This window comes from Aeromonas sp. R10-2, from assembly GCF_040908445.1.
Lineage (GTDB): Bacteria > Pseudomonadota > Gammaproteobacteria > Enterobacterales > Aeromonadaceae > Aeromonas > Aeromonas veronii.
The window spans coordinates 1-19,389 of the sequence record NZ_JBFODS010000065.1; the positions used below are offsets into that span (position 1 = coordinate 1).

A 19,389-nucleotide genomic window follows, 5' to 3' on the forward strand; every position below is an offset into this window, starting at 1 on the left:
TCAATCTGAGCCATGATCAAACTCTTCAATTTAAGTTTGGTTGCTTCGAAAAGCGGCTCAATGAATTGCTGAAATAAACTGTTCGACTTCTTATTACTAAGAAATCGTCTTGGTCACTTCACCACACATTGAAAATCAAAAATTGTTTTTGATGTTCGATGCTGTGAGTGCCCACACAGATTGCTTGATTCAAATTGTTAAAGAGCGTCACGCTTGTCGCGTTGAGGAGGCGCATATTACGCTTCTCACTTCGAAAGTCAAGCGATTGTTTTCGCCTTTCTTTCGGCGCCCACTTCGCTAGGAAGCTGGCTCATCAGTTCGGCGTGTTCCGCCGTGCTGGTAGGGGCGCATTATAGGGAGCGGCGCTGCGATGACAAGACTTTTTTTGAAGAAAATCACGAAAATTTCAAATTATTCAATTAGAAACAACTTATTCAGTGTATATATACAATGTTATCCACAATCCGGTTATTTCACTCCCATTTTAGCGTCATTTATGTCGCCTTTAGTGACCTTGGGAATGCCATACTGGAGCCGATAACCTCTCCCGAGTGGTCCATGGTAGCGCCAATCAGGAAAGCTGGTTACCATGGAGGTGAATATAGTGTTGCACCTTTTTTGCTTTCATTTACAAAAGGTCTTTTAAGATGAATTTATCCAAGTTTCCCGTATATATGCAGGCCGCAATCCTTGCTCTGGTATTGGCAGTGGTTGGCTACCTGGTTGCCCAGGCCCTGCAGTTCTCTTTGAAAGCGGAAGTGATTTTTGCAGCAGGTCTGGCCATCGGCGGTTTCGTGGTACCGCTGTGCCTGAAGCGAACCCCGGCTAATGTTGCCGAGTCGATCGCCAATCAGGAGACTTGCACCTTATATGTAGGCAACCTGCCCTATCGCGCCAATGAGATCGCAGTGCGCGAATTGTTTGCCGAACAGGGCCAGGTCATTTCCGTGCGGTTGATGAAAGACAAGGCAACCGGCAAGCGCAGAGGTTTCGGTTTCGTGGAGATGCCCGCCGCCGATGCCGCCAAGGCGATTGCCGCTTTGAATGACAAAGAGTATCAGCAGCGCACCCTAAAGGTGCGTGAAGCAAATGACAAACGTGATAAAGAGGAAAGAGAAGGTAGCGAAACTGACGCCTAACCGCTCGTCAGTACTTCACCTCTTCCAATGATGACAGCCCCCATGCTTGCAAGGGGGCTGTCAGTTTTTGGGCCTCCCCATCCAGCCGGGTACAGTAAGCCCTGGCAATTACCTCTTCTATATGTACAGGATGTACAGGCTGCACGATGGCATGCCCGCCATTGTTCAGCAACCAGGCAACCCGTTTGGCAACGGCACTGCCCGAGTCAATAAGCTGACATTGCGGCATCAGTTGCCCAATCTCTTCATTGAGTAGCGGGAAGTGAGTGCAACCAAGCACCAGCGTATCCGGCTTTTCTTCCCCCTCCAGCCAATCGGCCAATACCTCGCGCAGTAGCGCCATATTGACCGGTAGGCCCGCCAGCTTGTGTTCGGCTTCTATGACCAGCTCGGTGGTGCCCTTGAGCAGCACCTGCTTGCCGGGGGCAAACTGGGCGATCAGTTCGTGGGTATAGTCGCGGCTGACGGTGCCCGGTGTGGCCAGCAGACCAATACAACCGTTGCGAGTCTGTGCTGCGGCAGGCTTGATGGCTGGCACCACCCCCACTACAGGAATATCCAGCGCCTCACGCAGGGCGGGCAGCGCTATGGTGCTGGCCGTATTGCAGGCAATCACCACCAGATCGATATGATGACGGGCCACCATGGTGGTCACCAAGCGGGTGCAGGCAGCAATCAGGGCAGGCTCGCTCAATTCACCATAGGGGAAGTTGGCATTGTCGAAGCAGTAGAAATAGTTGTGTGCCGGCAGAACGCGGCGGATTTCGCGGTAGATGGTCAGGCCACCCATACCGGAATCAAACACGAGAATATTGGCCACTTGAGCTCCCCTTTGGTGCAAGGCGGCGATCATACTCCCGCCTGCCGCCAATAGAAAAGGCCCTGCCAATGGCAGGGCCTCGGTTTTTCAAAGATGAACCGAATAAAGCATCAGAAGCGATAATCGGCTGTCACTTTGAACTCGGTACCCGGTGATGCATAACCTTTGGCGACTTCGTAATTGCGATCAAACAAATTATCGATGCGACCGCCCAATGTCAGCTGATTAGTAGCTGCGTAAGTCGTACCCAAGTTCACAAGGGTATACGGGCTCAATTCAATATTGCCAACATCAAGTCTTTCACCAACATATAGCACCTCTGTACTCCAGGTCATTTGACCTGTCGTAAAACTGGTCAGCCAGGCACCTTTGTGTTTCGCTCGACGCAAAAGTTGCTGATCATTCTCATTTTTGTCCTTGGCGCGTGTGTAGTCATAGCTGAAGTCATGATGTACAAGCCAAGTATCCAAACCAAGTGCCAACTCGATACCTTCGATATCGGCATCAGTATTATCCTTGGTGCAGGTGATATAACCTTTTTGGCACTTAATCAGATTTTGGATTTTGTTACGATAGAAGTTTGCTGACCAGTCCCAACCGGTATAACGACCGTAGAAATCCAGCTCCAGATTCTTGCTCTCTTCTGGTTTCAGCGCCGGATTCTCATAACCCGGAGAGTAAAGATCCATAAAGGTTGGCGCTTTGAAGCCAGTACCGTAACTCAGCCGGACATTATGGTTCTCATCGATATCCAGCCCGCTGGCGGCAGACCATGTGTTGTGACGACCATATTGCTGGTTGTCATCGGTACGACCTGACAGCTCCCAGAGCAGCGCCTGCCAACGGTAGCTCCCCACGGCAAACAGACCGGTATTGTCACGATCTGGAGCCTTAAAACCGGTTGGTACAGGAACACCGGTACTCCAATCTTCTCCACGAGAGTCAGACTTCATCTGTTCACGCTGCCAGTCAGCGCCACCAGTCAGGTTAAGCCCCTTAATACCACTCCAACTGTTAACCCAGGAGACGCGGGTTAAACCAGTATGAATAGGCTTACCACTACCCTCCCCTTGAGTCTCCAGCCAAGTCTTCAGCTTGTTCTCGCCATAACTGGCCTCTAATCGGCTGGTCAACGTCTCGCTTTGGAATTTGAGACCACCATCATATTGGAAAGCCTGTACTCGGCTCTGATCCGCAGACAGATAGGGGTCGTCCGTTTCTGTCAGATTGTCATAACCCTGAGCATTGAAATCCGCGCTCCATGCATCATTAAAAGCGTGGTTCAAACCGATTTGACCATTGCGGCCGGAGAAACCATCCCGATCCGGCTGCTGGGCATTGGCTACGACATCAAAACCATCGGTACGCTCATAACCGATCAGCATGTTCATATCGGTTTTTTGGCCTAATGACTGAACCGTTCTGAGCTCGCCCTGACCATAGCCATGGCTCCCAGCACCGCCCTTCAGGTGTGTCTCGCTGCCATTCTTGGCGGATGTTTTGGTGATGAGGTTGATCACGCCGCCAATGGCATCGGAACCATACACCGCCGCGCGTGGGCCACGGATATACTCGATGCGCTCGATATTGCCGAGCGGGATTTGGCTGAGATCAGGCGTACCCGCCACCATGGCTGCAATCGGACGACCATTCATCAAGACCAGAGAGTGGTTGGAGTTTGTTCCGCGGACAAACAGGCTGCTGATGTGCCCCCGGCCTCCCAGAGTCGCCATCTGCACGCCGGGCAGGGTTTTCAGCAAATCAGGCAAACTCTGCACCTGACGAGATTCGATCTCGGCGCGATCGATCACCACAACGGGAGCCAGCACCGAGCTGACTGGTTGTTCCACGCGGTTGGCCGTGATGACCAGAGTTGGATTGATGGGGATGGTAGTTTGGGCAAACGCCGCCGTCGGCAACAGGGCAGCCGCCAGAAATTTCTTCGACATGAGAGATCCTTAAGTTCGCGTAAGTATCTACTTCGTGGCCGGTTTCTCTCGGCCCGAAATACGAACTCTGGCAGGTCTTCGGGCTCGGGGGCTGATAGCCTACGGCGACGGCTTCCCGCCTGACGGCAGTGCCCTGATGTCGCTTCGTTCCCCCTTACCGCTGCGCGCCAGCTCCGGATTCTCACCGGATTCCCTATTAAGCATGATGCGCCAAAGCGGGAGGATTATAGGCAGAGCAAAGCTGGATGTATAGCCATCCAGATTTCTATTTATTACCCGCCAGCGCTGCCAGCCGCTGCTGGGCCCCCTCCATCACCGCCTGTACCCCGGGATGGGAGAGATGGCGTCCCGCCGAGACCAGATAGTAAGAGAGAGTGACGTCGGTGAGGGTCGCAATTCGCTCCACCCCGTAGAGGCGACCAATTTCGTCAGCCATTGCCAGCGGAGCCGGGAAGATCCCCATCCCCGCCTTGCCGAATGACTTCATCAGGGTGGAGTCATCAAACTGCCCCACCAGATGGGGATGAATGCCCTGCTGGCGATACCACGCCAGCAGCCGATCGTGGGTGGCAGACTTCTCTCCGGGGATCAGCAAAGGCAACCCCTCCAGCGAGGCGGGAAAGCCGTCCCGCGCCCGCGCCGCCAGCTCGGGGCTGGCAAACAGCGCCAGCGGGCTGCGCCCCAACTCGTGGTTATAGCCACGCACGCCGCTGTCGGGAGGGAGCGGGCGATCGATCAGCACCATATCCAGCTTGTGGCGGGCCAGTTCGCTGAACAGCTGCTCGGCCCGCTCTTCGTGGCACACCAGCCGCAGCGGGGTCGCCAGCGCCATGGCGGGAGCCAGCAGCTCGAACGCCAGGGTGCGGGGTACCGAATCGGCGATCCCCACCTGCATGGTCAGCTCCTGACTGGCGTGGCGCAGGGTGTGCTCCAGCTCGGCGCCGAGCGAGAAAATCGCCCCAGCCTGCTCATGCGCCTGCCGACCCGCAGCGGTCAGCACCAGACGCCGCCCCACCCGGTTGAACAGCGCCACCCCGAGGGACTGCTCCAGCTCGGCCACCTGACCGCTGATGGTCTGCGGCGTTAAGTGCAGCTGTTCGGCGGCCTGCGTCACGCTGCCGCTGCGCGCCACATGCCAGAAGTAGTAGAGCTGTTTGTAGTTGAGCATGCCGTTCCCTATCAGTTTTTACCGAACAACCATCAGCGAGAATCTGATTTTATCGAAACATTGCGGGCTCTAGCATGCAACCATTATCTGAACTGCCCTGCGAACCATCATGCTGGACGTTGTTGTACTCTTCTTTCTGTTTGGTCTGCTGGCCGGTCTGGTGCGCTCCGAGCTCAAGCTGCCGCCCGCCCTCTACGACACCCTCTCTCTCTTTCTGCTGCTGGCCATCGGCCTCAAGGGCGGCGTCGGTCTGGCCCAACAATCCCTGCAACCTCTGCTGCCACAACTGGCGCTGGTGATCCTGCTCGGCGTGGTGCAGACCCTGCTCGGCTTTGCCGTGCTGCGACTCAAGATGAACCGGGTGGATGCCGCCGCCACCGCCGCCCACTACGGCTCGGTCAGCGTCGCTACCTTCGCGGTCGGAGTGAACTGGCTCACCGAACGGGGCATCAGCTTTGAATCCCAGCTTTCGGTCTTCCTCGCGGTGATGGAGATCCCCGCCATTCTGGTGGGCATAGTGCTGGCCCGCGGCATCAGCCGCGAGACCCGCTGGCGCATGCTGGCCCACGAGACCTTCCTCGGCAAAGGGGTGACCCTGCTGCTGGGCGGCATGGCCATCGGCTATCTGGCCGGGCCGGACGGAATTGCCCCGCTCAAACCGCTGTTTGTCGACCTGTTCAAGGGGGCGCTGGCGCTGTTCCTGCTGGAGATGGGCCTGATCGTCGCCCGCCAGTGTCAGGATCTGCGCCGCCACGGCCTGTTCCTGCTCGGCTTCGCCCTGCTGATGCCGCTCGCCTCGGCGGGGCTGGGATTGGCTGCTGGCCAGCTGATGGGCCTCTCTCTCGGCGGCCTGACCCTGCTGGCCACCCTGGCGGCCAGCGCCTCCTATATTGCCGTGCCGGCCACCATGCGCATCGCCGTGCCCCAGGCCAACCCGGGGCTGTCCCTCAGCGCCGTGCTGGGGGTCACCTTCCCGTTCAACATCATGCTGGGGATCCCGCTCTACCACAGCTGGGCCCGCCACTTCACGGAGTAGCCACATGCAGACCGAGACCCGCACCCTGCTGACCGTCATCACGGAAGCCAATCTGGAGCCGACCCTGCTGCGCACCCTCACCCGCGAGGGGTTGCGCGGCTACACCATCACCGATGCCCGCGGTCGTGGCGATCATGGTGAGCGCAACGCCAGCTGGAGCGAGAGCGGCAACATCCGGCTGGAAGCGATCTGCAGCCGGGAGCAGGCGGAGCGGCTGCTGGCCCACCTGCAGAGTCGCTACTACCCCGATTACGCCATGATCGCCTTTCTGCAACCGGTCGAAATCGTGCGACCCGAGAAATTCTGAGCCGGCTTGCCGGCTCTTTTTGCCCACCAAAAGCAAACGTTTAACAGCAAGGAACCAGAAAAGATGAACACCCCTCCCCTGATCGGCCTGGTAATGGGCTCCGACTCCGACTGGCCCGTGCTGCAGGCTGCCGCCCGCATCCTCAAGGAGCACGGCGTGCCCTACGAGGCACAGGTAGTCTCGGCCCATCGCACCCCGGATCTGCTGTTCGAGTATGCCGCCAGTGCCCGCGAGCGCGGCCTGCGCGCCATCATCGCCGGAGCCGGCGGCGCCGCTCACCTGCCGGGTATGGTCGCCGCCAAGACCACATTGCCGGTGCTGGGGGTGCCCATCCCCTCCCGACATCTCAAGGGGATGGACTCGCTACTCTCCATCGTGCAGATGCCCAAGGGGGTGCCGGTCGCCACCTTCGCCATCGGCGAGGCGGGGGCTGCCAACGCCGCCCTGTTCGCGGTCTCCCTGCTCTCGGTCGCCCGGGATGACGACGCCCCCCGCTACCGGCAGCTGCTCGACGACTTCCGCACCCGCGAGCGAGATCGGGTGCTGGCGCTGCAACTGGAGGAGCCGACATGATCCTGCCCCCCGCCACCCTCGGCATGCTCGGCGGCGGTCAGCTTGGCCGCTACTTTGTGATGGCCGCCCACCGCCTCGGCTACAAAGTGGTGGTGCAGGATCCCGACCCGGCCAGCATCGCCGGTGCCGCCGCCGATCACCATATTGTCGCCCCCTATGACGACCCGACCGCCCTGCACGAGCTGGCCAGCCGCTGCGAGGCAATCAGCTGCGAGTTCGAGAACGTGCCCGCCGCCACTCTCGCCCTGCTCGAAAAACACAAGCCGGTGCGCCCGGCCGCCAGCGCGGTGCGTATCTGTCAGGATCGCCGCGAGGAGAAAGCCTTTCTGCGCAGGGCCAATATCCCGGTTGCCCCCTCTCTGGCGCTGCTGCCGGAAGAGCCCATCCCCGCACAGGCCAGCGAAATCTTCCCTGCCATTCTCAAGACGGCCCGCGAAGGGTACGACGGCAAGGGACAGTGGCAGGTGAACAATCTGGATGAGCTGGCGACGGCTCTGACAGCCAGTGGCGTGCCCTGCGTGCTGGAAAAACGGCTGGCGCTGGAGGGGGAGTTTGCCCTGACCCTGGCCCGTAGCCCGAGCGGCGCCATCAGCGCCCTGCCGCTGGTGCAGAACTGGCACAGCGGCGGCATTCTCGACCAGACCCGCTCCCCGGCCAATGTGCCGGCGCTGGAGAGCGAAGCCAAAGGGATCGCCGAACACATCATCGCCGCCCTCGATTACGTCGGGGTGCTGACGGTGGAGTTCTTTCTGGTGGAGGGGAGGCTATTGGTCAACGAGCTGGCGCCCCGCCCCCACAACTCGGGTCACCCCAGCCTCGACAACGCCGCATGCAGCCAGTTCGAGCTGCAGGTTCGGGCCCTGTGCGATCTGCCGCTGCCGGAGCAGATCGCCGTGCGCCCCGCCCTGTTAATCAACCTGCTGGGGGATCTCTGGCAGAACGGCACCCCCGACTGGGCCGCCCTGCTGGCGCTGCCCGGCCTGCATCTGCACCTCTACGGCAAGGGCGAACCCCGCCCCGGCCGCAAGATGGGCCATATCACGGTAACCGGTGATGAGTGGTCAACGGTGGAAGAGAGCTGCCGCAAAGCCCGCCAGCTGCTGGGGCTAGCGCCGCGCTGATCGAGCATCGGAAATGCAAAGACCCGGGCATGGCCCGGGTCTCTGTTTTTGCTTGCTATGGCAGGGAGCCTTGTCAGACCCGTTCGGTGGTCAGCGCCACGGGAGCCGGCAGACGGATGGTGAGGGAGAGCACCAGCGCCACCACCAGCAACACCAGGATCAGGTGGAAGGTCGCCATAAAGCCGCCAAACAGGGAGGCCACGATAGAGCCGATGATGCTGCCCAGACCAAAGCCCAGATAGATGACACCGTAGTTCTTGGTCAGGTTGTTGAGACCGAAGAAGTCGCTCACCAGCGAGGGGTAGACGGTGATGGTGCCACCGAAGCTGAAGGCCACACAGGCAACCGCCACGAAGAACAGATTGGCATTGAGCGGCACGAACAGCAGCAGCGCCATGCCCGCCAGGGTAATCAGCTGGGCGATGGTGATAACCCGGATGCGGGACATCTTGTCGGAGAGGATCCCCAGCACCAGACGGCCACCCAGGTTGGCCATGGCGATGATGGCGACGGCATTGGCGGCGACTACAGCAGGCAGACCCACCATCTTCTCGCCGATATCTTTGGCCACACCGATGACGTAGAGGCCGCTCATGCAGGCGGTGAGGAACATCAGCGCCAGCATCCAGTACTGCGGCTTGCGCATCGCCTCGGCCAGGGTGAAGTCACGGCTCTCGCTCTGCTGCACGGAGGCGGCCTGCTTGGGCGCATCCTTCATCAGCATGCCGCCCACCAGCACCATGGACATCGCAATCAAGCCCCACAGCTGGAAGGTGGTCTCAAGGCCGGAGCTGGAGAGCAGCAGCAGGTTGATGTATTTGAAACCGAGACTGCCGAGGCCATAGGCACCGATGGAACAGGCGGAGATCAGCCCCTTACGCTCCGGGAACCATTTCACGCAGTTGGAGAGGGTCATCAGGTAGCCGGTGCCGTCGGCAAAACCGACCAGAATGCCCGCGCAGAGGTAGAGCATCGCCAGATTGCTGGCATGGGCAGTGAGGAAGAAGCCGATGCCGAGCAGCACGCCGGCGCCCAAGGTCACGTTACGCACCCCGAATCGCTCCTGCAGCTTGCCCGCCATGGAGGAGGCGACCGCCAGGGAGAGGCTGAGCAGGCCGAAGGCGAAGGCGACCTGGCTCACCGGCTCGTCCAGCTTGTCGGAGAGCTGGGCGTTGAACAGGCTCCAGGTGTAGACAGAACCCAGTGCGAACTGGGTGATGATGGTACCGATCAGAGTCAGGTACCGGGTACGATTCATCTCTTTGGTCATGATGCGTCTCGGTCGATGGCCTTAAGGAAATTGAGGCCACTATAGGCAAGACGCAGCTCGCGCCGATCGATTAAGGCATGAAATGCAGATCGGCGGGAATGAATGACAATCAGAGCCGCATCAGCTGACGGAACGCCTTGATGTTGCTGCGACTGACCGGCACTTCGAACGGCAGATCATGGAGCCGGATGAGATAGGTGCTGTTGAACCAGGGGACTATTTCGCGGATTTTGTTGATGTTGACGCAGTAGGAGCGGTGGCAACGGAAGAACCCCTCGGCAGGCAACCGGCTGACAAACTCGCTGATGGTCATGGTCATCACGTAGCGGTCATCACGGGTGTAGACATAGGTAAGCTTCTCGTCGGCTTCCGCGTAGTAGATCTGCTCGCAGGGGGTGACGATGATGCGCTCCCCCTTCACCAGATTGACGGTGCGATTGTGCGGGCTATTCCCCTCACCGTTCGCCTCCCCCGTGGTGGCTGGCTGCGACTTGCCCGCATGCTCGAGCTTTTGCAGCAGATTGATGAGGCGCGGCTCGTTGTAAGGCTTGAGGATGTAGTCGAACGCCTCCAGCTCGAACACCTCCACCGCAAATTCCTTGTAGGCGGTGACAAAGACGATGTGGGGCGGATGGCTCGACTTGTGCAGGTTCTTGGCCAGCAGCAGGCCATCGATGGAGGGGATCTGGATATCCAGAAACACCACATCCACCTCATGATCCTGCAGGTATTTGAACGCCTCCAGCCCATCCTCAAAACTCGCCACTATCTCGATGGTGCTGTGCTGGTTCACCAGATAGATCAGCTCTTCGCGAGCCAGATACTCGTCTTCCACAATGATCGCTTTCAGCATGACAACACCTCTCGCGGCACACACTTATCCTCAACCATGATGGCTCTCAGCATGGCATCGACTCCTGATCCGGCAGATAGAAACTCACCTCGGTACCCGGCTCCAGCCGCTTGAGGTGCAGGCCGTCACCATAGAGCAGCTTGACCCTCTGATGCACGTTCATCAGGCCGATGCTGCGGCTCTCCACCCGCCCAGCAGCCACCCCGTCGATCACCGCCTGACTGATGCCGTAACCGGTATCGCGCACCGATACCCGGATGCCGCCCGCCAGCTGTTTTACCTCGATGGTGACCCGGCCCGGCGCGCTGCGGGGCTGGATGCCGTGCAGGATGGCGTTTTCCACCAGCGGCTGCAACAGCAGGCTCGGCACCTGAATGTGCACGTCGTCCACCTCGAACACCACCTCCAGCTTGTCGCCAAAGCGGGCCTGCTCGATGGCCACGTAGTCGCGCACCTGCTGCAGCTCCTCCTGAATGTCGATGAGTTCATCCCCCTTGTTGAGGTTGTAGCGCAGGTAATCCGCCAGATTGGCGATCAGCTGGCGCGCCTGCTGGGGGCGAATGCGGATCAAGGATGAGATGGCGTTGAGGGCATTGAACAGGAAGTGCGGGTTGATCTTGCTCTGCAGCGCGGTGAACTCCGCCTTGCGGGTCATCTCCTTGAGTTGCTCGATGCGCGACACCTCCATCTGGGTGGAGATGAGCTGGGAGAGGCCCACCGCCATCTCCCGCAGCGAACTGGTGATGCTGTGGGTGCGGCGGTAATAGATCTTGAGAGTGCCGCTCACCGAGCCGTTCTCCCGCAGCGGAATAATGATGACCGAGTGGAAATCGGAGAGGTGATACTGGCGCAGATCGTTGTTGATGATGATCTGGTCGAGCAGCACCGCCTGCTGGGTCATGCCGCTGATGGCGTGGTGCTCGTCCAGCTCGTAATAGTCCTTGCCCACCCCGACATAGGCCAGCACGTCATGGGTATCTGTGATGGCCACCGCATCGGCGCTGATGTCGCGCCGGATCACATCGCACACCTGACTGAGGGAGTGGCGATCGATGTTCTGGAAGAAGGGCAGCGTCTTGTTGGCGATATCGAGCGCCAGCTTGGCCTGCTTGGCAGCAATCAGCTCCTTCTCGTCATCCAGATCCTGCACCAGCTTGATGATGAGGCCGATGCAGAGCGCCCCGGCGATCATCGGATAGGCGATATGGTTAACGATCTCCACCCCGACTTCGTGGGGCTCAGTCAGCAGCCAGATCAGCAACATGGTCAGCCCTTCGCACAGCATCCCCGCCAGAATGCCGTAGAGCCAGAGCCGCGACTTTCGACAGCGCAGGTGCAACCAGGTAGCGAGCAGGCCGGCGATGATGCTGGCGATAAGACAAGGGATGGAAGTGTGACCATCCATATCAATGAGATAGCGGTGCAGGCCGGAGATGACCCCGGCCGGAATGCCGACCCAGGGGCCGAACAGGATGCCACCGGAGATGATGGCGATGATCCGCACGTTGATCAGCGCCCCCTCCACCGGAATGCCGGTGTAGGTACTGAATACCGCAAACAGGCCGAAGATGGAGGCCACCAGCACCAGCTCCGCCGGGGTGTGATCCCGCTTCTGGAAGAGCCGCTGGAACGGCCGGGTGCGGGTCAGGAAGAAGAGGGTCATCAGCATCAGAGCCGCCCGCTCGAACACCGCCAACAACATCATCTGATTCTCAAGCATCTGCGCCCCCTTGCGGCAACCCGACCGATCACCATAACCCTGACCAATAAATCGGGGCCGGATAAACCAGCCCCAACGACATCAACAGTACTGACCGGCCACCCAGCCGGAGGACCAGGCCCACTGGAAGTTGTAGCCACCGAGCCAGCCGGTCACATCCACCACTTCACCGATGAAGTAGAGGCCGGGCACCTTGCGCGTCTCCATGGTCTTGGAGGAGAGCTCGTTGGTATCGACGCCACCCAAAGTCACTTCAGCGGTGCGATACCCCTCGGTGCCGTTGGGCAGGATCTGCCAGTCACCCAGCAGGTTGGCCACCGCTTCAAGCTCCCGCTCGTTGTATTGGCGCATCGGCTTGCTGACCAACTGACCCAGCTCCACCAGCTTGTCGACGAAACGCTTGGGCAGCTCGCGCCCCAGCACGGTTTTCAGCTCCTGCGCGGGGTGAGCCTGCGCCCACTCGCGCAAGGCAGCCGGAATATCCAGCTCCGGCAGCAAATTGATGTGGATCTTCTCGCCGGCGTGCCAGTAGGAGGAGATCTGCAGGATGACGGGGCCGGAGAGGCCGCGGTGGGTGAACAGCATCGCCTCCTTGAAGCGGGTGCCATCCTCGGCGGTCACCGCCACCGGCAGGCTGATGCCCGCCAGATCGGCGAACGCCTCTTTCTCGGCCTGATGGAGGGTAAAGGGCACCAGCCCTGCGCGGGTCGGCAGCACCTTGAGGCCGAACTGCTCCGCCAGCTTGAAGCCATAGGGGGTCGCCCCCAGCTTGGGCATGGAGAGACCGCCGGTCGCCACCACCAGCGAGTGACAGCCGATCTCACCCTTGCTGGTCGTCAACACAAACCCTTCGTCCTGTTTGCTGACGGTGAGAATTTCGGTCTGGAACTGCAGGGTCACCCCGGCCCAGTCACACTCGGTGAGCAACACATCGACGATATCCTTGGCACTCTCGAGACAAAACAGCTGCCCCAGGGTGCGTTCGTGATAGTTGACCCCGTGGCGATCTACCAGATCGATAAAGTCCTGCTGGGTGTAGCGGGCCAGTGCCGACTTGCTGAAGTGGGGATTCTCCGACAGGTAGGCGTGAGCGCCAGCCTGATGGTTGGTGAAGTTGCAGCGACCACCGCCACTGATGAGGATCTTGCGGCCCGGCTTCTTGGCATTGTCGAGCACCAGCACCGAGCGGCCCCGATAGCCCGCCTGCGCCGCACACATCAATCCGGCCGCACCGGCCCCGATCACCACCACATCGACCTGCTTCATCATCACTCACTTATCAAAAATAGAAACGGCACCTGGCCAGAACCGTGATTGCCTCTGGCTGACATCACAACGGTGACTGCCCACCAGAATAAACAACGGCCCTTAAAAGGGCCGTTATTGTACTGGCTGAACACTAAGTGTCCACGACTATCAGGCGTTGCTGTCCATGATGCTGGCAGGGGCGCCCTTGGCCAGTTCGGCCAGCTCCTTGTCGATGAAGTAGAGGCCTTTGCCATCTTCACCCACCAGACCCAGACGGTCGACGATGCTCTTGAACAGCTTCTCCTCTTCATGCTGCTCGGCCACATACCACTGCAGGAAATTGAAGGTGGAGTAGTCCTGGGTGGTGAAGGCTACGTGGGCCAGACCATTGATGCACTTGGTGATGTGATACTCGTGCTCCAGGGTGGTACGGAACACGTCGCCCAGCGACTTGAACTCGTGGGGAGGGGCATCGATGGCACCCAGACGCGGCATGGCGCCGGTCTCGCTCACGTAGGTGAACAGACGCTCCATGTGTTGGCGCTCCTCGACCGCGTGCTGACGCAGGAAGGTCGCCGCCCCTTCAAAGCCCTTGTCTTCGCACCAGGCACTCATCTGCAGATAGAGATTGGAGGAGTAGAACTCCAGGTTAATCTGCTCGTTCAACTTCTCGATCATGGCTTGGGCCAGCATCTTGTTTCTCCTCAGTGATTTGGTATCGATTGTCGCCACACTCCCGCCGCGAATCAACCCGCCAACGAGAGGGAGATCCCGTTTCTTTCAGCTCAGGGGGTCAGCTCGCCAAGGGAGGCGACATCCACCGGCGCCGCGTAATCGACACCCGGCAGCTCGAAGCCGTTGAGCTGCATGAAGTCCTGCCGCAGCCCAGCAAAGTCCCCCAGCCCGTGGAAATTGTCCGGCGTCACCTTGGGCCAGAGCGCCGAAACGGCGGCCTGAATGGCCGGGTCGAGCTCGTGGTCATCCATCCGGATCAGCCGGTTGCCATCGGCCACCACCCCATTGGCCCCGTACATCTTGGCGGCAAACAGTCGCTGCATCTGCTCGATGCAGCCTTCGTGCACACCACGCTCCTTCATTACCCCCATCAGCAGGCCCAGATAGACCGGCAGCACCGGGATATAGGCGCTCGCCTTCGTCACCAGCGCCTTGCAGACCGACACCCAGGCATGGCCGCCAATCTCGGCCAGTTGCAGGTTGATGGTCTCGGCGGTGGCGTGCAGATGCTCCTTGGCATAACCGATGGTGCCATCCCGATAGAGGGGATAGGTGGATTCGGGGCCAATGTAGGAGTAGGCCACGGTTTGCGCGCCGGGAGCGAGACAACCGGCCTGCTGCAACGCCTGCATCCAGAGCTGCCAATCCTCGCCCCCCATCACGGTGACGGTATCGCGGATCTCCTCCGGCGTGGCGGGCGCCAGCGACTGCTGCACCAGAGCATCGCGCTCCAGATCCAGCCCCCAACCGCTGAATGGCTGGCCGGTGGTCTTGAGCACAGAGCGCACTTGCGTACCGTCGGGCAGCACCCGGATGCCGCTCGCGAGCGAATAGATCACCAGATCCACCTGCCCCAGCTGCTGGCGGATGGTCTCGATGGCCTGCTGGCGCATCCCGTCGGAGAAGGCATCACCAATCAGGTTGATGGCGATACGCCCCTCCTGCTCCGCCTCCTTGCGAAACCAGATGTTGTTGTACCAACCGGCGCTGCCCAATCCTTTGTCGGAAGGGCCGCGCTCAAACGAGATGCCGATGGTGTCGGCACCGGCACCAAAGGCCAGTGCAATGCGCGACGCCAGTCCAAACCCGGAGGAGGCACCCAGCACCAGCACCCGCTTGGGGCCGTTGAACGGGCCAGCGGCCTTGATGCGTTCGATCTGCTGCTGCACGGCGGCGCGACAGCCGATGGGGTGACAGTTGCGGGCAACACAACCTTGAATCTGGGGATGAATGATCATGGGAAGGCCTCCAAAGAAACTGGCTACAGCATAACCAAATCGAAGGAGATTAACTTGATGCCGGATCGCTATCAGTCAGAAAAGCCGCGGGAATTGAGGCAGAAAAACAAAAGGGAGCACGTGGCTCCCCAAAGCGGTATTCAGATGCTTTTTGTTGTTTTGTGTTCATTGCGAAGCACGGGCCCATCCTATGCCTCTCCCCTCTGATCGGCAAGCCGGGGGGTGTGACCGGCGTCAAACTCTTGTTTAATTTATAGGCAAATAGTGGTTAATAACTGAGTGGCTGACCCTGTGTCACACGTCATTAAACTCATTTAAATCCCAAAACTGTGCCTGAGGCACCATTTTAGTTTCAGCAGAGATTGGTATAGTGGGCTGAAGGATCGGTAAGGAGAACCCCCATGAGTGGAACAACCTATTACAAGCATATTCTGGCCGCGATCGACCTCTCTGAGGATAACCGCAAGGTGATCGACAAGGCGGTGGACAGAGCCCGCTCCAACGGCGCCAAGCTGTCGGTTATCCATGTCGATGTGGACCTCAAGGATCTCTACACCGAGATGATCGATATCGATATCGACAACGTGCAGGATCAGGTGATCGCCGAAGCGAAAGAGAAGCTGGAGGCCTTCCTCGCTTCGGTGGACTACCCCATCGAGAAGAAGCTGGTGATCTGCGGCGATCTGAGCGAGCGGGTCAATCAGGCGGTCAAGGAGTACGAGATCGACCTGCTGGTGTGCGGCCATCGCCAGAGTTTCTGGAGTCTGCTCACCTCCAGCGCCCGTCAGCTGATGAATACAGTGCCCTGCGATCTGCTGGTCGTCCCCTTGCAGAAGTAATGAAACCGGCGTAGTTTGATTTGCTATGAACATGACCGCATTCAATCACAACTACTGGTGGTGCTGCTCCTAAACAGGCGGCACCGCGTTTCTATTGTAAATTTCCCAAAGAAAACACCGTGACCGCCGAGAGGCGGTCAACTGTTTTTATCCCTTTGTCGCCTCCCGGCTCACCCAACTGGAGAGAGTGACATGCACAACCCCGTAATCCTGACTGGCGATCGTCCCACCGGCAAACTGCACATCGGCCACTATGTCGGCTCCCTGCGCCAGCGCGTCGAAGCTCAGCACCACTACCGCCAATTCGTGATGATCGCCGATCTGCAGGCGCTGACCGACAACGGCCACAATCCGGCCAAGGTGACCAACAACGTGCTGGAAGTGATGGCCGACTATCTGGCGGTCGGCCTCGACCCGGCCAAGACCACCTTCTGCCTGCAGAGCGCCCTGCCCGCCCTCGCCGAACTCACCTGTTACTACCTCAATCTGGTCAGCGTCGCCCGGCTGGAGCGCAACCCCACCGTCAAGGCGGAGATCCAGCAGAAAGGGTTCGAGCGCACGCTGCCGGCCGGTTTTCTGGTCTATCCGGTGAGTCAGGCCGCCGACATCACCGCCTTTCGCGCCAGCCATGTGCCGGTCGGGGAAGATCAGCTGCCGATGCTGGAGCAGACCAACGAGATCGTCCGCCGCTTCAACTCTCTGGTAGGCAAAGAGGTGCTGACCGAATGCCAACCGATCCTGAGTGACACCGGCCGCCTGCCCGGCATCGACGGCAAGGCCAAGATGTCCAAGTCTCTCGGCAACACCATCGAGCTCGGCATGTCGGCGGAAGAGGTCAAACAGGCGGTGTTCGCCATGTATACCGACCCCAACCACCTCAAGGTGAGCGATCCCGGTCAGGTGGAGGGAAATACGGTGTTCGCCTATCTCGATGCCTTCCACCCCGACAAGGCGCTGGTCGCCGAGATGAAGGCCCACTACCGGCGCGGCGGGCTGGGGGACATGCGCTGCAAACAGGTGCTGAATGACTGCCTGCAAACCCTGCTCGCCCCGATGCGAGAGCGCCGGGCCGCGGCCATTGCCGACAAGAAGATGCTGCTGGAGCTGCTCTATCAAGGCACCGAGCAGGCTCGCATCATCACCGATGAGGTATTGGCGGAGGTGAAAAGTGCCATGGGGCTCGACTACTTCGCCAACATCCGCTGAGCGGGAGTCCCGAGTGCATCGTCGCCGTAGAGGTCGAACACCAACTGGTGCAACAGGCTCTTGAACCAGCCGATCGCCTCGTCATGGGCGGTCAGCGGGTGCCCCGCCATCAGGTAGACGATAGGGATGGCGGGGTCGAGCTGGTGCATCCGCAGCGGGTAGTAGCGGCAGAAGTGGCGCCCGATCATCTCGGGCACCACCACCAGATAGCGGCCGGTCGCCATCAGCGGCGGCACCGCCATAAAGCTCGGCAACCGTACGCCCAACTCCCGCTCCACCCCGAAGCGGGCCAGCCAGAGCTCCACCATCGCCTGACTGTGACCCCAGCTGGAGGTGTGGATGTGGGGACGGCTCACCAGCTCGACCGGAGTCAGCACATCGGGCAATTCGCTGCCAAGGGGCGACAGGCAGACCAGCGGGTTGTTGAACCACTCCTCCCGCCACAAGCGCGGTGAGAGGTGATTCGCACCGGCGAAACCGATCACCAGATCCAGCTCCCCCTTCTCCAGCTCCCGCTCGTAGTTGCTGTCGGCAAGCTCGCACACCTCAAGCCGACAGTGAGGGGCCTGCCGATGGAGCCGCTCCACCAGCACCGGCACCAGCCCGTGCTCTACCGAGCCCGGGGTGGCGATACGGAAAATCCGCCGCGCAGTGGCGGGATCAAACCCTTTGGCCTGCCGCAATCCCTGCTCCAGCATCGCCAGCGCCTGGCGCACCGGCCCTGCCAGCGCCTTGGCCCGCTCGGTCGGCATCATCTCGCGCCGACTCATCACGAACAGCGGGTCATCCAGCGCCACCCGCAGCCGCCCCAAGGCGTGACTGACAGTGGATTGGGAGAGATGCAGCCGTTCGGCGGCACGGGTGACATTGCGCTCCTGCATCAGCATGTCGAATACGGCGAGCAGGTTGAGGTCGAGACGGGCGAGCGAGCTATCCATCGATATTAGCCATAGTTAAATGCCAACAATTCATTTTTACCATAGTAACAGATTGCCTAGAATGCGCTGGCTTAATACATCGGAGATTCAAATGCGTAGCTATCTGTTATTGCTGGCCATTGGCCTGCTGTGGGGTTCCCAATTCATTTTCATGCACCAGGCCGTTGCCGAGTTGCCCCCCATTCTGGTGGCTGCCGGTCGTGCCCTGTGCGGCAGCCTGACCCTGGGTCTGCTCTGCCTGTTCATGCGGCTCAAGAGTGAGCACACCCCGTGGCGCACCTATATGCTGATCGCCCTGCTGGATGCCACCATCCCCTTCATCATGGTCGCCTGGGGCCAACAGTATGTGGATAGCGCCATCGCCGCCGTGGTCATGGGTTGTATCCCGTTTGTGACCATTCTGGCTGCACCGCTGTTTATTTCTGGTGAAAGAATCACCAAAACCGGTCTGCTTTCCGTGATCATCGGCTTTGCCGGTGTGCTCACCCTGTTCTGGCCGAAACTCTCCCAGGGCATGAACGCCGGTCTGCTCGGTGCCATGGCCATCCTGCTGGGTGCCAGCTGCTTCGCCATCGGCCTGCTGATGATCAAGCGCTTCGCCAAGGACCATCCGGTCGTGGTCGCCCGCAATATCCTGATCTCCTCGGCAATCCAGTTGCTGCTGGTCGCCCCCTTCATGGTTGACCTCAGCAGCCTGACCCTGCCGAGCACCCAGGCCCTGAGCGCGATTACCGTGCTGGGTACCCTCTGTACCGGTCTGGTCTACTTCCTCTACATGGCGCTGATCCAGAAGGCCGGCCCGACGTTCGCCTCCTTCAGCAACTATCTGGTGCCGCTGTTCGGCGTGATGCTGGGTGCCCTGTTCCTCGGCGAGCAGATCCACCCCACCACAGGTGTTGCTCTGGCCCTGATCCTCGGCTCGGTCGCCATGAACCAGTGGGCGCAGCAGCGTCGCATGCAGCGCGAGGTCTCCCTATGTCAGGCATCCTGACCACACTGTGCGGTGGTCTGGTACTGATTGCCGGCTGGCAGTATCGCCAGCGGCTGGCCGGGATCTTGGGCCTGCTGATGGTACTGCTGCCCTGGTTCTTCGATAGCAAGCTGCAAGCCATGCTGAGCTATGCCCTGAATGCCTGAAGTCCATCTCTGAATGTGTGACGAGAGTCTATCTCTCCTGTTTTTGGGACTGTTTTAAAAAACCTCCGATTTGTCCCCCGCTACCGGCGCTC

19 protein-coding genes and 1 riboswitch are annotated in these 19,389 nt (G+C 59.8%); of the genes, 9 read left to right on the forward strand and 10 right to left on the reverse strand.

The window, feature by feature from the left end:
• The first annotated feature begins 647 nt into the window (after positions 1-647).
• Positions 648-1,139, forward strand: coding sequence for an RNA-binding protein (locus tag AB5Y97_RS13540; protein ID WP_005357072.1), 492 nt, complete (start codon positions 648-650; stop codon positions 1,137-1,139).
• Positions 1,140-1,146: 7 nt separating this feature from the next.
• Here AB5Y97_RS13540 and murI read toward each other — a convergent pair whose 3' ends face one another.
• The 3 genes from murI to nhaR form a co-directional block, all read right to left on the reverse strand.
• Complete coding sequence (gene murI / locus AB5Y97_RS13545; RefSeq protein ID WP_368158170.1) at positions 1,147-1,959, reverse strand: glutamate racemase; 813 nt, start codon at positions 1,957-1,959, stop codon at positions 1,147-1,149.
• Between the two features lie 110 nt (positions 1,960-2,069).
• Positions 2,070-3,908 (reverse strand): TonB-dependent receptor, encoded by a 1,839-nt coding sequence (locus tag AB5Y97_RS13550; protein ID WP_101531364.1) that lies wholly within the window; start codon positions 3,906-3,908, stop codon positions 2,070-2,072.
• Positions 3,909-3,959: 51 nt separating this feature from the next.
• A riboswitch (cobalamin riboswitch) is annotated at positions 3,960-4,138 on the reverse strand.
• 35 nt (positions 4,139-4,173) lie between these two features.
• The gene (gene nhaR, locus AB5Y97_RS13555) at positions 4,174-5,076 is read right to left on the reverse strand and encodes a transcriptional activator NhaR (protein ID WP_101531365.1); all 903 of its coding nucleotides are present in this window, start codon (positions 5,074-5,076) and stop codon (positions 4,174-4,176) included.
• 109 nt (positions 5,077-5,185) lie between these two features.
• Here nhaR and AB5Y97_RS13560 point away from each other — a divergent pair, with 109 nt between their 5' ends.
• The 4 genes from AB5Y97_RS13560 (at position 5,186) to AB5Y97_RS13575 (ending at position 8,113) form a co-directional block, all read left to right on the forward strand.
• Positions 5,186-6,112, forward strand: a complete 927-nt coding sequence (locus tag AB5Y97_RS13560; RefSeq protein WP_058059940.1) for a sodium-dependent bicarbonate transport family permease — start codon at positions 5,186-5,188, stop codon at positions 6,110-6,112.
• Positions 6,113-6,116: 4 nt separating this feature from the next.
• Entirely contained in the window at positions 6,117-6,419 is a 303-nt protein-coding gene (locus AB5Y97_RS13565) for a hypothetical protein (RefSeq protein WP_005321666.1), read from the forward strand.
• A 63-nt stretch (positions 6,420-6,482) separates the two neighbouring features.
• Positions 6,483-6,992, forward strand: coding sequence for a 5-(carboxyamino)imidazole ribonucleotide mutase (gene purE / locus AB5Y97_RS13570; protein WP_368158173.1), 510 nt, complete (start codon positions 6,483-6,485; stop codon positions 6,990-6,992).
• Positions 6,989-8,113 carry a 5-(carboxyamino)imidazole ribonucleotide synthase gene (locus AB5Y97_RS13575; protein ID WP_368158175.1) on the forward strand — a complete coding sequence of 375 codons (1,125 nt, stop codon included), beginning with the start codon at positions 6,989-6,991 and terminating at the stop codon, positions 8,111-8,113. Before purE ends, AB5Y97_RS13575 begins: the two co-directional genes overlap by 4 nt.
• A 73-nt stretch (positions 8,114-8,186) precedes the next feature.
• Here AB5Y97_RS13575 and AB5Y97_RS13580 read toward each other — a convergent pair whose 3' ends face one another.
• The 6 genes from AB5Y97_RS13580 to fabV form a co-directional block, all read right to left on the reverse strand.
• Positions 8,187-9,383 (reverse strand): MFS transporter, encoded by a 1,197-nt coding sequence (locus AB5Y97_RS13580; RefSeq protein WP_335865803.1) that lies wholly within the window; start codon positions 9,381-9,383, stop codon positions 8,187-8,189.
• Between the two features lie 109 nt (positions 9,384-9,492).
• On the reverse strand, positions 9,493-10,236 hold the full coding sequence (locus AB5Y97_RS13585; RefSeq protein WP_368158177.1) for a LytR/AlgR family response regulator transcription factor: 744 nt from the start codon (positions 10,234-10,236) through the stop codon (positions 9,493-9,495).
• 46 nt (positions 10,237-10,282) lie between these two features.
• A complete protein-coding gene (locus tag AB5Y97_RS13590; RefSeq protein ID WP_005339222.1) occupies positions 10,283-11,956 on the reverse strand; it encodes a sensor histidine kinase in 1,674 nt (557 codons plus the stop codon).
• 81 nt (positions 11,957-12,037) lie between these two features.
• Positions 12,038-13,222, reverse strand: coding sequence for an NAD(P)/FAD-dependent oxidoreductase (locus AB5Y97_RS13595; protein WP_201948128.1), 1,185 nt, complete (start codon positions 13,220-13,222; stop codon positions 12,038-12,040).
• Between the two features lie 150 nt (positions 13,223-13,372).
• On the reverse strand, positions 13,373-13,897 hold the full coding sequence (gene ftnA / locus AB5Y97_RS13600) for a non-heme ferritin (protein WP_201948117.1): 525 nt from the start codon (positions 13,895-13,897) through the stop codon (positions 13,373-13,375).
• A 92-nt stretch (positions 13,898-13,989) separates the two neighbouring features.
• On the reverse strand, positions 13,990-15,177 hold the full coding sequence (gene fabV, locus AB5Y97_RS13605; protein ID WP_201948116.1) for an enoyl-ACP reductase FabV: 1,188 nt from the start codon (positions 15,175-15,177) through the stop codon (positions 13,990-13,992).
• Between the two features lie 401 nt (positions 15,178-15,578).
• Here fabV and AB5Y97_RS13610 point away from each other — a divergent pair, with 401 nt between their 5' ends.
• Positions 15,579-16,016: a universal stress protein gene (locus tag AB5Y97_RS13610; RefSeq protein ID WP_005339229.1), complete on the forward strand. Its 438-nt coding sequence runs from the start codon at positions 15,579-15,581 to the stop codon at positions 16,014-16,016.
• Positions 16,017-16,208: 192 nt separating this feature from the next.
• On the forward strand, positions 16,209-17,222 hold the full coding sequence (gene trpS, locus AB5Y97_RS13615) for a tryptophan--tRNA ligase (protein ID WP_201948114.1): 1,014 nt from the start codon (positions 16,209-16,211) through the stop codon (positions 17,220-17,222).
• Here trpS and AB5Y97_RS13620 read toward each other — a convergent pair.
• Positions 17,201-18,160, reverse strand: a complete 960-nt coding sequence (locus AB5Y97_RS13620; RefSeq protein ID WP_005339232.1) for a LysR family transcriptional regulator — start codon at positions 18,158-18,160, stop codon at positions 17,201-17,203. The two genes, trpS and AB5Y97_RS13620, sit on opposite strands and share 22 nt — an antisense overlap.
• 91 nt (positions 18,161-18,251) lie before the next feature.
• On the opposite strand from AB5Y97_RS13620, the gene AB5Y97_RS13625 reads away from it, so the two are divergent.
• On the forward strand, positions 18,252-19,151 hold the full coding sequence (locus AB5Y97_RS13625) for a DMT family transporter (RefSeq protein ID WP_005355734.1): 900 nt from the start codon (positions 18,252-18,254) through the stop codon (positions 19,149-19,151).
• Positions 19,136-19,297 carry a hypothetical protein gene (locus AB5Y97_RS13630; protein ID WP_005339236.1) on the forward strand — a complete coding sequence of 54 codons (162 nt, stop codon included), beginning with the start codon at positions 19,136-19,138 and terminating at the stop codon, positions 19,295-19,297. Before AB5Y97_RS13625 ends, AB5Y97_RS13630 begins: the two co-directional genes overlap by 16 nt.
• Positions 19,298-19,389: the final 92 nt, after the last annotated feature.